The sequence below is a fragment of the Rhizobium skierniewicense genome, from assembly GCF_014196515.1.
In the GTDB taxonomy this organism is placed as follows: Bacteria; Pseudomonadota; Alphaproteobacteria; order Rhizobiales; family Rhizobiaceae; genus Agrobacterium; species Agrobacterium skierniewicense.
In genome coordinates this window covers 151712-166011 of sequence record NZ_JACIDV010000004.1, presented here as the reverse complement: position 1 = coordinate 166011, position 14300 = coordinate 151712, and the positions used below count along the sequence as shown (strand labels likewise).

The following is a 14300-nucleotide window of genomic DNA, read 5'->3' as shown; positions in this document are numbered from 1 at the left end:
GCGGAAAGGATCATCCCGCAACGCATGTATAGAGAGGACTAATTTTCCTGTCAGAAACCGAAGATTCAGGGTTCCGTTCGCCAAAACATTTGCCTATAAGCCGCTTCTAGCCTGAAAACATCTGAATTGCGCGCCCGACCGGTGATGATTCATCGTGGCCGGTTTTTTGCGCAACAAAAAAGCGGAACGAGAGCTATGCCGAAGCGCGAAGATATCAAGTCCATCCTTATCATCGGCGCGGGTCCGATTGTCATCGGTCAGGCATGCGAGTTCGACTATTCCGGCACACAGGCCTGTAAAGCGCTGAAGGAGGAAGGCTACCGCGTCATCCTCGTCAACTCCAATCCTGCAACGATCATGACCGACCCTGGCCTGGCGGATGCGACCTACATCGAGCCGATCACACCGGAAGTCGTTGCCAAGATCATCGCCAAGGAGCGCCCGGACGCGCTGCTGCCAACCATGGGCGGCCAGACAGCGCTGAACACTGCGCTCTCGCTCAAGCGCATGGGTGTGCTGGACCGCTACAATGTCGAAATGATCGGCGCAAAACCCGAAGCCATCGACATGGCTGAAGACCGTGCCTTGTTCCGCGAAGCGATGAAGCGCATCAATCTGGAAACGCCTAAGTCGATGTTGGCCAACGCCACCGACATCAAGGACGCCGACCGCAAGACGCATGACGCTGCACGCGCAGAGCTGAAAGCAAGGCTTTCCGGCCCGGATTTGGACAAAGCGCTCGACAACCTCGAAAACCAGTGGAACCTCGGCGAGACCGACCGCAAACAGCGCTACATCAGCCACGCTCTTGCCGTCGCCGCGCAGGCGATCGACGTCGTCGGTCTGCCCGCCATCATCCGCCCGTCCTTCACCATGGGTGGTACCGGCGGCGGCATTGCCTATAACCGCTCGGAATTCTTCGAAATCATCGGCGGCGGTCTTGATGCCTCGCCCACCACCGAAGTGCTGATCGAAGAATCGGTTCTCGGCTGGAAGGAGTATGAGATGGAAGTGGTCCGCGACAAGGCGGACAACTGCATCATCATCTGCTCCATCGAAAACATCGACCCGATGGGCGTCCACACCGGCGACTCGATTACCGTCGCCCCTGCCCTGACGCTGACCGACAAAGAATACCAGATGATGCGCAACGCATCGATCGCGGTCCTGCGCGAGATCGGCGTGGAAACCGGCGGCTCGAACGTGCAGTTCGCGGTCAACCCGAAGGATGGCCGTCTGGTCGTCATCGAGATGAACCCCCGCGTGTCTCGCTCGTCCGCGCTCGCCTCCAAGGCCACCGGCTTCCCGATTGCCAAGGTCGCGGCGAAGCTTGCTGTCGGCTACACGCTGGACGAACTTGACAACGACATCACGGGCGGTGCAACGCCTGCGTCCTTCGAACCGTCCATCGACTATGTCGTGACCAAGATCCCGCGCTTCGCCTTCGAGAAATTCCCGGGCGCGTCGCCGATCCTGACCACTGCCATGAAGTCGGTCGGTGAGGTCATGGCGATTGGCCGTACCTTTGCCGAATCCATGCAGAAGGCGCTGCGCGGTCTGGAAACCGGCCTCACCGGTCTCGATGAAATCGAAATCCCCGGCTATGAAGAAGGCGAAGGCTCCAAGAACGCCATCCGCGCCGCGATCGGCACGCCGACGCCAGACCGTCTGCGCATGGTTGCCCAGGCGCTGCGCATGGGCATGTCCGAAGCTGAAGTGCATGAAAACTCAAAGATCGATCCATGGTTTATCGCCCAGTTCAAGGCGATCGTGGACATGGAAGCCCGCGTGCGCGAGCACGGCCTGCCAACGGACGCTGAAAACCTGCGCTCGCTGAAAGCCATGGGCTTCTCCGACGCCCGCCTTGCAAGCCTCACCAAGAAGCGCCCCAAGGAAGTCGCCGAGCTTCGCAACAGCCTCAACGTGCGCCCGGTTTTCAAGCGCATCGACACCTGCGCTGCCGAATTCGCCTCGCCGACAGCCTATATGTACTCCACCTACGAGACGCCATTCGTCGGCCAGCTACGCTCCGAAGCGCAGGTATCCGACCGCAAGAAGGTCGTCATCCTCGGCGGTGGCCCGAACCGTATCGGCCAGGGCATCGAGTTCGATTATTGCTGCTGCCATGCCGCCTTCGCATTGAAGGATGCGGGCTTCGAAGCCATCATGATCAACTGCAACCCAGAGACCGTGTCCACCGATTACGACACCTCCGACCGGCTCTATTTCGAGCCGCTGACGGCTGAAGACGTAATCGAAATCATGCGGGCCGAGCAGGAAAAGGGCGAACTGGTCGGTGTCATCGTTCAGTTTGGTGGTCAGACACCGCTAAAGCTCGCCGAAGCGCTGGAGAAGAACGGCATCCCGATCCTTGGCACAGCGCCGGATATGATCGACCTTGCCGAAGACCGCGATCGCTTCCAGAAGTTGCTGATGAAGCTCGATCTGAACCAGCCGAACAACGGTATCGCCTACTCGGTCGAGCAGGCCCGCCTCGTCGCATCCGAAATCGGCTTCCCGCTGGTCGTACGCCCGTCCTACGTTCTGGGTGGTCGCGCCATGCAGATCATTCATTCGGAAGGCCAGCTCCAGACCTATCTTCTCGATACGGTTCCCGGCCTCGTGCCCGAAGATATCAAGCAGCGCTACCCCAACGACAAGACCGGCCAGATCAACACGCTCTTGGGCAAAAACCCGCTGCTGTTCGATAGCTACCTGTCCAACGCCGTCGAAGTGGACGTGGACGCACTATGCGATGGCGAAAACGTTTTTGTTTCCGGCATCATGGAGCACATCGAAGAAGCCGGTATTCACTCTGGCGACAGCGCCTGCTCGCTGCCATCGCGCTCCCTGTCTAAAGATGTATTGGACGAGTTGGAACGCCAGACGACGGCTATGGCCAAGGCGCTCAATGTCGGCGGGCTGATGAACGTGCAATATGCCATCAAGGACGGCAAAATCTACGTCCTGGAAGTCAACCCGCGTGCTTCGCGCACCGTGCCTTTCGTGGCAAAGACCATCGGCGCGCCGATTGCCAAGATCGCAGCCCGCATCATGACGGGTGAGAAGCTGGACGTGGCGATCGCGGCTTATGGCGAAAAGCCAGACCCGCGCAACCTCCAGCACATTGCCGTCAAGGAAGCCGTCTTCCCGTTTGCTCGCTTCCCTGGTGTCGATATTCTGCTCGGACCTGAAATGCGCTCAACCGGCGAAGTCATGGGCCTCGATACCGATTTCGCTCTGGCCTTCGCCAAAGCGCAGCTGGGTGCGAGCGTCGATCTGCCACGTTCCGGTGCAGTGTTCGTTTCCGTTCGTGACAACGACAAGGAACGGGTCCTGCCCGCCATCCGTCATCTGGTTGAAATCGGCTTCAGGGTTCTTGCGACCGGTGGCACGCAGCGCTTTCTGGCCGAACAGGGCATCAATGCCGAGAAGATCAACAAGGTTCAGGAAGGCCGCCCGCACATCGAAGACGCCATCCGTAACCGTCAGGTTCAGCTGGTCATCAACACCACCGACAGCAACAAGGCGATCTCCGATAGTAAATCCCTGCGCCGCGCAACGCTGATGCAGAAAGTGCCGTATTACACGACGATATCAGGTGCAGAATCTGCCGCACTCGCCATCAAGGCATTGAAGGCAGGCAACCTGGATGTACGGCCTCTGCAAAGCTACTTCGCGTAAGCATGGAAATCTCCACGATACCAAAGGGCGCGTCAATGACGCGCCCTTTTCCTTTTCAATTTGGACACTCAGTGCGCGGCATTTGTAGCCGCCACATCATTAAGCTCCGACATGACATCATCCGACAGAACGAGATCGGCTGCTGCGAGATTTTCGTGCAAATGCGCGACCGACGACGTTCCAGGGATGAGCAGGATGTTGGGCGCTCGGCGCAAAAGCCAGGCAAGAGCAACCTGCATCGGCGTTGCCTCCAAACGCTTTGCAACGTCCGACAGGGCCGATGACTGAAGCGGACTGAAGCCGCCCAGCGGAAAGAACGGGACATAGGCAATACCGTCCTTCGCCAAGCTGTCGATCAAGGCGTCATCCTGCCGATGCGCCAGATTGTACATGTTCTGAACGCAGACAATCTCAGCGATCCCCCGCCCCTCGGCGACCTGAGCAGGCGTGACGTTGCTAAGGCCGATGTGGCGAACCAGACCCTGCTGCTGCAACTCTACGAGTGGCGTCAGCAACGGTTCTATGGAACCTTCTGCCGGTCCATGGACATCGAACATGACACGGAGGTTGACGACATCGATGACGTCAAGGCCGAGGTTACGAAGATTGTCGTGGACGGCATTCGTCAACTCTTCAGGCGAAGAAGCGATGGTCCAGGATTTGTCTTCTCCACGCTTGGCACCGATCTTCGTGACGATGACGAGATCGTCCTGATAGGGATGAAGTGCCTGGCGGATCAACCGGTTGGTGATGTGCGGTCCGTAGAAATCGGAGGTATCGATGTGGTTGACACCCGCTTCCACGGCAGCGCGTAGAACCGCAAGAGCGCTTTCACGATCTTTCGGTGGGCCAAACACACCGGGCCCTGCAAGTTGCATGGCGCCGTAGCCCAGACGTTTGACCGTGAAATCTCCGAATTTGAACGCTCCGGCTTTATCGATGGTGATCATGCTTTTTCTCCTGATGGTCTAACGGCAGGATAGCTGCTGTCGCAGTTCAAGATAATGGGGTACGGTGAGGACGGACTGTGCGGGATCACGGACAATGAAAATTAATCTGGACGATCCCAAGATTTTTGTCGCGGTGGCACGTGCAGGCGGTTTCCGCGAAGCGGCGCGGATCGCAAGCAGCAGCCCTTCAGGGATGAGCGACGCCGTTCGCCGGTTGGAGGCCGAACTCGGTGTGCGCCTCTTAGAGTGTTTCCTTGTTGAATGGAAACAGTTCTGTTGGTTCAAACGGGATCGACTGCTTGTCCGGAGGGCGCGTGGCGCAGCCTTAGCATACGGCCAAGCCGTCCGGGCAGGCAGATGGCCCGTTTCAACCAACCCGGAGGGCCGGGCATCTTTCCGCCAGGACAAAGGCGATCGGCTCGACCGTACCTTAGGGTATGCCCTTCGCCAATCGCCTTTGTCCTGACGAAAATCTGCTCCGGCAGAACGTTTCCATTTAACAAGGAAACGCTCTAAACCGCACGACCCGCAGTGTCTCGACGACGGAGGCCGGACGGGGTCTGCTTGCACGACTGACGCCGGCCTTGAACGAGGTGGAAGCAGCGCTTGATGTTGTCAATGGCTTTCGCGACAAGCCCGCCGGTACGCTGAGGCTCAATGTGCCAGTCAGCGCTGCAAGGCTGGTGCTGCCAGACATCGTCTCACCGTTTCTCGCAGCCTATCCAGATATTCACCTCGAAGTCATCACCGATGAAAGCTTCGTCGATATTCTGGCGGTAGGCTGCGATGCAGGTATCCGTTATGATGAGCGTCTCCAGCAGGATATGATCGCAGTGCCCATCGGGCCACGCACCCAGCGTCTCGCAACCGCCGCCTCCCCGTCTTATCTCAGACAGTTCGGCCGACCCGAACATCCCCGGGAGCTCCTCAGCCACGCCTGCATCCGCGGTCGCTTCGCCAGTGGCTCCATCCCGCCATGGGAATTCGAGCGCGATGGCGAGGTCATCCTGATCGAGCCCAACGGGCCATTGACCGTACGCATCGGTGGCGCGACGGACCTTGGCGTCGACGCTGCGGTGGCCGGTACCGGCATCATCACGCTTTTCGAAGACTGGCTGCGCCCCCATTTCGACAGCGATACGCTTGAGCCAGTGTTGGAACCCTGGTGGCAGCGCTTTTCCGGACCATTTCTCTACTATCCCGGCCGACGCTTGGTGCCTGCTCCTCTGCGAGCCTTCATCGATTTCGTCAAAGCCGCCAATGAACGCAACGTATCACCCGCCTCAAGGCGAGGGTCTAGCCGACAGACGACATAGTCGTGCCTCTGTTCCTGACGACGTCCATCAACCTGCGGATGGACTGCATGTCTTCGCGATATCGCTGAAACTCTTGCGCCTTCTTTTGTTCATCGGGAATGCGCAACAGATAAGACGGATGGACCGTGACGAACAACGTCCTGCCGCCCTCCATCGGCATCGGCCTGCCGCGAAGGTCGGATAGCTTTTCACGCAATTCGGTCAAGGCAAAGACAGCCGTAGCCCCCATGGCAACGATGAGCTTGGGCTGGACCAGATCGATCTCCCGTGTCAGCCACCAGCGACAGCGCTGCACCTCGCCCGCATCCGGGCGCTGGTGAATCCGCTTTTTCCCACGTGCCTCATATTTAAAATGTTTGACGGCGTTGGTGACATAGAGTGACTGGCGGTCGATGCCGGTTTCTTCCAACACCTGATCGAACACCTTTCCCGCAGGTCCAACGAACGGGCGTCCGGCCAAGTCCTCAAAGTCGCCCGGCTGCTCTCCGACGATCATAACCTCGGCATCGCCAGGCCCTTCGCCGAACACCGTTTGCGTCGCCTTGCAATGCAGCGAACATAGCGTGCAGCCTTGTGCTTCGTGCTTCAATCCTTCCAGCGTCTCGGCATCCGGCAGGACGGGAGCCGGTTTGCTGTCTGCGGCCGCCTGAAGACGATGGTGAAACAGTTGTGGCACAGTCGCAGCCTTTGCTCCCATTTCCAGGACACGCCGCTCGGCGTTCAAGATGAGATCCGGAATAAGCTCCGCTTCGGGAAGGTTTTTCCAGTATTTCTTCGGCATTTCCGCCGTCATCGCCTTGATCTTCAGCCGCGCCGGATTGAAAATATTGGCATAATAGGTGCGCCATAGCTCATCCGTTTCGTCGGAAAGATCGGGCTGTTGCGCGGCAAATCTTGATGTTTCCAATGTCTCGCCGTCCCAACGTGCGGAACCCTTAGGCGTCAGGATCATCCAATCCATGTCGGTAAAGCGCCGCTGGAAGAATGACGCCTTGCGTTCGACGATGAAATGGTCGGGCTCGAACCACGCCATGAAACGCCTCCTCCCGACAACACCAGGTGACAAAGGCACTTCCTTGAAGCGCACGAAGGCCGTCATCTTGTGGCTGTCACGACGAACAGATTTCTCCATCTTTCGTGCTTCCACCACATCGGGGTCAGACTTGAATTCCAGCAAGGCCCTGTCCTGACACAAACGCCAGAGAAGGCGGTAGAGCAGCGCAAAGCGGGTCGGATCGCTGTGGCAGATGATGGTTTGCGCCAACGGCATGAAGGCCGCAGGCACATTCACGCTGCTAGCACCGTCGATCTGTGGAACACGATCTCCCTCTTCGAACCCGAAAAGACCAGCCTCCTCGCCTTGAAACCGCCATTCGATCTCATGCGGGGCAATATTGGCAGACAGGAAGTTCCGCGCAGCATCCCGCCACTCGGTAAAATCTCCCCGCCCCTCCAGTGACACCCTGAACATTACAGCAAAGACAATTGTTCGGGCTGCGGTGCAAACATGGCACGCAGATCAGGGCGCTCCGTCAACTTGCCCGGCGTCCATCCGCCTGCAACCACAAAGGCCTTCACCTTTTTCAACGACACTCCGAAGCGCGCGATATCTTCCAGTCGCAACTGCCGGAAACGGCGCGACGACAGAATGGATTTGACCGTCTTGGTACCAAAACCCGGCACCCGCAACAGCATTTCCCGGTCAGCTGAGTTCACATCGACAGGAAATTGTTGCCGGTTCGCCAGCGCCCAGGCAAGCTTTGGATCAATATCGAGATCCAGCATGCCATCCTTCTGGGTGGACGCGATTTCATCAATATCGAAGCCATAGAATCGATAGAGCCAATCGGCCTGATACAGCCGGTGTTCCCGCATCAAAGGCGGCTTGATCAAGGGCAGATTTTTTGACGAATCAGGAATGGGACTGAACGCCGAATAATAGACGCGTCGTAACCCGTAGCTCCCATACAGACGCGCACTCGTGGATAGAATCGTCGTATCGTTGGCACCATCGGCTCCGACAATCATCTGGGTACTCTGGCCGGCAGGCGCAAATTTCCTCACCCGCTTCGTTTGCAACGTCGGTTCGCCCGCCTCTTCGATCTTAAGGCGAATATCTGCCATGGATTTGCGGATATTGATTGGCTGCTTTTCTGGCGCAAACTGCCCGATACCACTATCTGTTGGCAGCTCGATATTGATTGACAGACGGTCGGCATAAAGGCCCGCTTCTTCCACGAGACGCGCCGACGCCTCGGGAATGGATTTGAGATGGATATAGCCCCGGAAGCCGTGCGTCACCCTTAACTCTCTCGCCACACGAACCAGTTCTTCCATTGTGTGGTCAGACGAACGAATGATGCCGGAGGACAGAAACAGCCCCTCGATATAATTGCGCCGGTAAAACTCCAAGGTCAGCCACACCACCTCTTCCACCGTGAAACGCGCCCGCTCCACATTGCTGGAGGAACGGTTGATGCAATAGGCACAGTCGTAAATGCAGAAGTTGGTGAGCAATATTTTCAGCAGCGAGATGCAGCGGCCATCCGGTGCATAGGCATGACAGATACCAGAGCCCTCAGTCGATCCCAACCCTCCCGACGCGGACGAGTTACGCTTCGTCGTGCCGCTCGAGGCACAGGACGCATCATACTTAGCGGCGTCGGATAGAACTGCCAAACGGTCTTTTATTGACTTTTTCATACATATGTTCACTATATGTTCTTGATATCTGAGTCAATGTTGAAATATGATATGTCGGTGAATTTACGAGAGGTTAAAACCTTCAAATGTGCTGGCCTTTCACTCCCGTCTTCTGATATAGTATGGGAAATTGTGATTTTGACATGGTTCCGTGGTTTTGCTCCGGAACCTGTTTCTTTTTGTGTCTGCGGGTATCGCAGCTTGAATGCGAAGGAAGAAAAAATGGTAGAAAAAGTACCAATGACTCAGGGTGGTTTCGTCAAGTTGCAGGAAGAATTGCGCTTTCGTCAGCAGGAAGAGCGTCCCCGTATTATCGAGGCTATTGCTGAGGCACGTGCCCATGGCGACCTGTCCGAAAACGCAGAATATCACGCTGCCAAGGAAGCACAGAGCCACAATGAAGGCCGTGTTGCGGAACTTGAAGACCTGACGGCACGCGCCGAGGTTATCGACCTGTCGAAAATGTCCGGCACGACCGTGAAGTTTGGTGCGACCATTAAGCTTGTGGATGAAGATTCCAACGAACAGAAGACCTATCAGATCGTCGGCGATCAAGAAGCAGACGTCAAACAGGGCCGCATTTCCATTTCCTCCCCGATCGCCCGTGCGCTGATCGGCAAGGAAGTTGGCGACAGCATCGAGGTGAATGCACCCGGCGGTTCGCGCGGCTACGAAATCCTCTCCATCAACTGGGGCTGATCAAAGCTCTTTCTCAACGAGATCCCGATTTTGCCCCATGTCGACTTGGCTGACGCCCGGGTGCTTGCTCCGAATTTTAAGCGCAGGCTCTCCGGCGTAACATCCACCATTATCCAGCTTGTGCCTGTGCAAAACAGGAAAGGGCAAAAAGTGGTAGCCATCGGCCCAGGCCTGCCGAACAGCCTGCCACATATTCGCTTTCGCGATTTATGGCAGCTTTGGCAAAGGGGTCCGGATCAAAGGCCACGCATCTGGCACGCGCGGCGAAATATCGAGATGCTCCCAGGCATTATCATGCGCGATATCTTGCGCATGAAGGTGAAGCTGGTTTTCACGTCTGCATCTCAACGCAAGCACAGCGGCTGGACGAAATTCCTGGTGTCACGCATGGATGCGGTGATCGCGACGAGCAACAAGACAGCTTCGTATCTCGACGTTCCCTGCACCGTGGTGACGCATGGTATCGACACCGAACGCTTCTCGCCGCCGGTCGACAAAGCAGTGGCAAAACAAGCTCTTGGCCTCGATAGCACCCCAAAATATATCGGCTGCTTCGGCAGGGTGCGTCACCAAAAGGGGACTGATCTTTTCGTTGATGCGATGATTCAAATCCTGCCGCAAACGCCGGCTTGGTCAGCGATCATCGCCGGGCGCGCAACCGGACCACATGTGGAGTTTGAAAACGGTCTGAAAGAGAAAATCCGCGCCGCAGGCCTCTCAGACCGGATTTTGTTCGTTGGAGAACACACCGATATCAATGAATGGTATCGCGCCCTCGACCTCTTTATCGCGCCCCAACGTTGGGAGGGTTTTGGCCTGACACCGCTGGAAGCCATGGCGACAGGCGTGCCGGTCATTGCAACCGATGTGGGTGCCTTTCCAGAACTCATTACGCCTGAAACAGGCGAGGTCATCGCGAGAGACCAGCTGGACGTGATGATCACAACTGCATCGCGCTGGTTGAATAACGACACCAAATTGACGAAAGCGTCCATCGCTGCGCGTCAACATGTGAGCGAACACTTCACGATCGACGGTGAAGCCGAACGGATCGGACATCTTTATGATACGGTCAGGGCTTCCGCTTGAAGAGCTCGATATAAGACGAAGCCACAGCCTCCTCTGAAAACTGGTTCATCAACGTTTCGTAGCCGCCGTCGACAACCTGCTGCGACAGCACCTTGTCATTCAAAAGATTGCTGATGGCTGACGCAAAACTCGTTTCGTCATCGATTTCCGCTAGCAGGCCGTTTCGACCATCTTGCATGAACCAAAGTGGCCCCTCGGATTTGGAGGACACAACCGGCTTTTTCTGCGCCCAAGCCTCTAGAATAACGTTACCCAGCGGCTCGTGGCTGGAGGGCATGACGAAGACGTCGGCGGCTGACACATAGGGGCGCGTGTCATCTTGCCAGCCAAGAAAGCGAACGCGCTGACGCATACCGCGCGCATCGATCTGTGCTTCCAGACGTTCCCGCTCCTCGCCATCGCCGGCCAGCCAAAGATACACACCCGGCAAGGCAGCGACCGCATCGATCAGCGTGTGAAATCCCTTGCGTTTCACGAAGCGCCCCATGCTCATCACCACTGGTGCTCCGTCAGGCGTATCGAGAGCGGCGCGCGACACCGGCGCGATGACCTGCGTGTCGGTGAAATTGGAGATGATTTCCACGCCGCGTGTCCACCCTAATGCCCGAACATGGTCGCCAATGCCGGGCGTATTGCAGACAAGGATGTCCGAATTTTTGAAGTAATCCAGCTTGGGTGGGTAGTCGCCGAGGCGAGAAAGCTTGATGCATCCTTTATAGTTGGGCATCAATTCGCTGGCCCGCGGTGCCCACGCCATGAGCGCATCCGGTTTGGACGTCTGCGCCATGGCACGAACTTTGATGGGAAGGAGGATCCGATCCAATGAGAGATTACGGAAATTACTTTGCGTAATACGCGCCACCGTCTCGATATCTTTGCGCCAGACCCGATTTTTGCGAATGACGCAGCTCTGCTCAACTCCGCGTTTTGCCAACGCATTGACGAGATGGACGAAGAAGCGTTCCGCTCCACCATCTTTACCGAAATGAAAATGGCAGACTTTCACTTGTTTGCCGCCTTTTCAAACAGTTGCATGTAGGAGGCGGTAATCGCCTGCTTGGAGAAGCGGCTGCGTGTTGTTGCATATCCACCCTCGATAAGCGTGTCACGAAGGTCCGGGTCATCCCGGAGCCGAGTGATGGCAACGCGCAGACCCTCTTCATCGCCACAATCCACCATCAAGGCATCGACTTGGTCCGTCATGACGAAAGACGGACCTTCGGCACGAAACGCCACCGTCGGCTTGCCCGCCCCCCATCCTTCAAAACAGACGTTCCCGAGCGGCTCGTGCAAAGATGTAATCGCGAAAACATCTGCCGCATTGAGATAGGCGTAGGCGTCGGTCTTCCAACCCGGCAACTTGATACGCTCATGCAAACCAAGCTCGTCAACCAGTTTGACCAGTTCCTCGCGCTCTGGCCCGTCTCCCAAAAGCCAGAGATAGGCACCGTCTATTTCTTTGATCGCGCGGATGAGATGCGCGAAGCCCTTGCGCTTGACGAAACGTCCCATGGCAACGACGACGAAAGCGTTCTGTGGCGTATCAAGCGCACTCCGGGCGATCGGCGGAACGGGTGTCGCATTGCTGAAATTGGGAACAACCTCGATACGGCGTGTCCAGCCCATGCGTTTCACGCGATCGGCCATATCAGGCGTGATGCAAACAAGAACTTCGGAGTTCCGGTAGTAATCCAGATGCTCAGGGTAATCCCCAAGCCGGGAGATCCGAAGGGCTGTTTTGACGTTCGGCATGAAGCGGCTGGCCCGCAATTGCCACGTCATGATCACATCGGGCTTGAACTCTTTGAGGATGCGCTTGAGACGCCATGACAGAAGAAACCGCGAAAGCGAAATGCGTCTGAAGACACCTTCGTAAACAATGGCAGTCTTTTCGATTGCCGTCTTCCAACTCCGGTCGGGGCGGATCAAAACACGCTGTTCCACTCCCTTTTCGCCTAAGGCATCGACGAGATTCACAAAAAAGCGTTCTGCACCTCCGTCTTTTCCGAAATGAATGTGCAGGACTTTCATTTTGTATTCCTCCTGCGCTCCATGTCATCGACATTGGGCCGTCGCTTCAGCGCATGACGCTGATAAATCTTTGCCTGCGTCAAAAACGCATAGATAGCGCCCGTTGTCGCTTCAATGAAGCCAGGAACTCCGCAGCGCCAAAGACCATTGTGGAAATATAGGCGCAGGAAATAGAACAAAGGCGAGAATATCAAATCTAGAAGATGCGCGTCACGCCCTTCATCCAGCTTCTGGTCGGCCTTTAACGTCGAATATTTATTTTCTTTCAGAACCTGCTCATCGAGGATGAGAGGGCGGTAGTGCAGCAAACTTCCCTTTTCGGCTTCCTTCACGTCACCATCTGGTACAATACCCTCATGCACCCTCTGAGTAAGATCGTAGGAACCTCTGCCTCTTCGTATCAGCCGCAGGTTTTTTCGTTCGCGCACATATTCGGGTGTGTAGCCGTAGCCGATAAGATAAGGCCTTCGGGCAACGCGCCAGCCCACAATCGTATCAGGCGCAGATAAGAGTTCCGGCAATGCGGTTCGCAAGGTGACATCCAGCCGTTCGTCCGCATCGATGTTGAAGCACCAGGGCTGCGTGCACTGATTCAAGGCAAATTGCTTTTGCCCGGCGTACCCCCGCCAAGGCTCGAATATGAACCGGATCGGCCAGCCTTTGTCGATGTACGATTGTACAAGTGCCTGAGTACCATCCGTGGACCCAGAATCTACAATCACAATTTCCGCGCATTGCTCAAGGCTCTCGATGCAGTTGCCGAGATAAGCCTCTTCATTCAGGCAGATGATGAAGGCGGAGAGATCGAGTTTTTCATGCATCGCGGGCAACAATGGATTGAAGATAAACCGTTTTTCTGTCCCGTGCGACGACGGAATAATCACAATCTTGTTTCAGATGAAGCAATAAAGCGTCGATCTGCTCCTGTCCAACGATGTGAGGATGAAGCTCTACGATGATATGGCGAATATTTTTAAGAGACGGCAGAGCGAGCAAATCGATCTCTGCGCCCTCGACATCCATGACGAGAACGTCCGGATCGATTTCGTCAAGAACAGCATGAAACGCGACACTTTTAACCACCGTTTTGCGGTCGTTGCGCTGCCTGTCGTAGACACTCGAGGAAATCACGTTATCACTTTGATAGAAGACCACGTCCTGGCCATCCGTCGTGACAGCCCGCATTGTCAGTGTTGGCGTCAATGCATTGAGCGCATGGTTCTTTCGAATGATGGCTTCCAAAGATGCATTCGCCTCGTAGCAGAATACGTTCTCTTCACCCACGATCCGTGCAGCCAGCAAGCTGATAAAGCCGATGCCAGTACCAATCTCCAGCACGCGCATCCCCGGCTTCAAAAAAGTCAGCAGAAGGTTTCGCTCGGTGTCTTCGTATTTGTCCCGAAGCAGTTCCTGTCGGACATTTTCGGGTATCACACCTTTTTCAATGACAATCTCCAGGCCTTCAACGGTTATGGATTTTGCATTGACCAATTCGAGGAAACGCCTCTTGGCAGAGCGTAAGATTTTCTTCACTAAGACACCTAGAACGTGAGTATCATGCCGGGAGGCCCAATTGTCCCGTAAATCTGCGACATCAATTACCCGCACTAGGCGACCAAGCAAAGGTTTTGTTACGTAAAATTCTGCTTTTGTGCTACGCGCTGCTAAAAAGTGACCTAAATTCGGTGAAGAACACTCTCAAGCGGAACCTTCGAGCCTCATCGGCCGAATCTCTTTTGCAAAAATGCTGGACAGCGCGATTTAACACAACGTCATCAAGAATTCGACCGGACACAACATTTGGTTTACAGGCGAAACAGCGGCTAGC

Annotated in this window: 11 protein-coding genes and 1 pseudogene; 5 read left to right on the top strand and 7 right to left on the bottom strand. The window is 56.0% G+C overall.

Annotated features, from left to right (window positions below; genetic code table 11):
* The first annotated feature begins 195 nt into the window (after positions 1–195).
* Positions 196–3684: a carbamoyl-phosphate synthase large subunit gene (gene carB / locus GGQ73_RS07790; RefSeq protein WP_183895315.1), complete on the top strand. Its 3489-nt coding sequence runs from the start codon at positions 196–198 to the stop codon at positions 3682–3684.
* 68 nt (positions 3685–3752) lie between these two features.
* Here the strand turns inward: carB and GGQ73_RS07785 are convergent, their stop codons facing one another.
* A complete protein-coding gene (locus tag GGQ73_RS07785; RefSeq protein ID WP_183895313.1) occupies positions 3753–4634 on the bottom strand; it encodes an aldo/keto reductase family oxidoreductase in 882 nt (293 codons plus the stop codon).
* A gap of 94 nt (positions 4635–4728) precedes the next feature.
* Here GGQ73_RS07785 and GGQ73_RS23340 point away from each other — a divergent pair, with 94 nt between their 5' ends.
* Positions 4729–5100 carry a helix-turn-helix domain-containing protein gene (locus tag GGQ73_RS23340; RefSeq protein WP_412762964.1) on the top strand — a complete coding sequence of 124 codons (372 nt, stop codon included), beginning with the start codon at positions 4729–4731 and terminating at the stop codon, positions 5098–5100.
* 46 nt (positions 5101–5146) lie between these two features.
* Positions 5147–5950, top strand: a pseudogene (locus GGQ73_RS07775) (LysR substrate-binding domain-containing protein); the annotation flags it as partial.
* On the opposite strand, the gene GGQ73_RS07770 reads toward GGQ73_RS07775, so the two are convergent.
* Together GGQ73_RS07770 and GGQ73_RS07765 are read right to left on the bottom strand one after the other, a co-directional pair.
* The gene (locus GGQ73_RS07770) at positions 5931–7421 is read right to left on the bottom strand and encodes a UdgX family uracil-DNA binding protein (protein WP_183895311.1); all 1491 of its coding nucleotides are present in this window, start codon (positions 7419–7421) and stop codon (positions 5931–5933) included. The pseudogene GGQ73_RS07775 and the gene GGQ73_RS07770 sit on opposite strands and share 20 nt — an antisense overlap.
* A complete protein-coding gene (locus GGQ73_RS07765; RefSeq protein WP_183895309.1) occupies positions 7421–8653 on the bottom strand; it encodes a putative DNA modification/repair radical SAM protein in 1233 nt (410 codons plus the stop codon). Before GGQ73_RS07765 ends, GGQ73_RS07770 begins: the two co-directional genes overlap by 1 nt.
* Before the next feature lie 222 nt (positions 8654–8875).
* On the opposite strand from GGQ73_RS07765, the gene greA reads away from it, so the two are divergent.
* Positions 8876–9352: a transcription elongation factor GreA gene (greA, locus tag GGQ73_RS07760; protein WP_174154076.1), complete on the top strand. Its 477-nt coding sequence runs from the start codon at positions 8876–8878 to the stop codon at positions 9350–9352.
* A 30-nt stretch (positions 9353–9382) separates the two neighbouring features.
* The gene (locus GGQ73_RS07755; RefSeq protein WP_183895307.1) at positions 9383–10441 is read left to right on the top strand and encodes a glycosyltransferase family 4 protein; all 1059 of its coding nucleotides are present in this window, start codon (positions 9383–9385) and stop codon (positions 10439–10441) included.
* Here GGQ73_RS07755 and GGQ73_RS07750 read toward each other — a convergent pair.
* Genes GGQ73_RS07750 through GGQ73_RS07735 form a run of 4 tightly spaced genes read right to left on the bottom strand, consistent with a single transcriptional unit; the run spans position 10425 to position 14080 of the window.
* A complete protein-coding gene (locus tag GGQ73_RS07750; protein WP_183895305.1) occupies positions 10425–11447 on the bottom strand; it encodes a glycosyltransferase in 1023 nt (340 codons plus the stop codon). The genes GGQ73_RS07755 and GGQ73_RS07750 overlap by 17 nt on opposite strands.
* Positions 11444–12472, bottom strand: a complete 1029-nt coding sequence (locus tag GGQ73_RS07745) for a glycosyltransferase (protein ID WP_183895303.1) — start codon at positions 12470–12472, stop codon at positions 11444–11446. The genes GGQ73_RS07750 and GGQ73_RS07745 overlap by 4 nt, the downstream gene beginning before the upstream one ends.
* Positions 12469–13293, bottom strand: coding sequence for a glycosyltransferase family 2 protein (locus GGQ73_RS07740; protein WP_183895680.1), 825 nt, complete (start codon positions 13291–13293; stop codon positions 12469–12471). The genes GGQ73_RS07745 and GGQ73_RS07740 overlap by 4 nt, the downstream gene beginning before the upstream one ends.
* A complete protein-coding gene (locus GGQ73_RS07735) occupies positions 13286–14080 on the bottom strand; it encodes an FkbM family methyltransferase (RefSeq protein ID WP_183895301.1) in 795 nt (264 codons plus the stop codon). The genes GGQ73_RS07740 and GGQ73_RS07735 overlap by 8 nt, the downstream gene beginning before the upstream one ends.
* Positions 14081–14300: the final 220 nt, after the last annotated feature.

Bases quoted from the DNA above. Each gene is read 5' to 3' on its own strand.
- carB (WP_183895315.1), top strand. From the start codon at position 196: ATGCCGAAGCGCGAAGATATCAAGTCCATCCTTATCATCGGCGCGGGT.
- GGQ73_RS07785 (WP_183895313.1), bottom strand. From the start codon at position 4,634: ATGATCACCATCGATAAAGCCGGAGCGTTCAAATTCGGAGATTTCACG.
- GGQ73_RS23340 (WP_412762964.1), top strand. From the start codon at position 4,729: ATGAAAATTAATCTGGACGATCCCAAGATTTTTGTCGCGGTGGCACGT.
- GGQ73_RS07770 (WP_183895311.1), bottom strand. From the start codon at position 7,421: ATGTTCAGGGTGTCACTGGAGGGGCGGGGAGATTTTACCGAGTGGCGG.
- GGQ73_RS07765 (WP_183895309.1), bottom strand. From the start codon at position 8,653: ATGAAAAAGTCAATAAAAGACCGTTTGGCAGTTCTATCCGACGCCGCT.
- greA (WP_174154076.1), top strand. From the start codon at position 8,876: ATGGTAGAAAAAGTACCAATGACTCAGGGTGGTTTCGTCAAGTTGCAG.
- GGQ73_RS07745 (WP_183895303.1), bottom strand. From the start codon at position 12,472: ATGAAAGTCCTGCACATTCATTTCGGAAAAGACGGAGGTGCAGAACGC.
- GGQ73_RS07740 (WP_183895680.1), bottom strand. From the start codon at position 13,293: ATGCATGAAAAACTCGATCTCTCCGCCTTCATCATCTGCCTGAATGAA.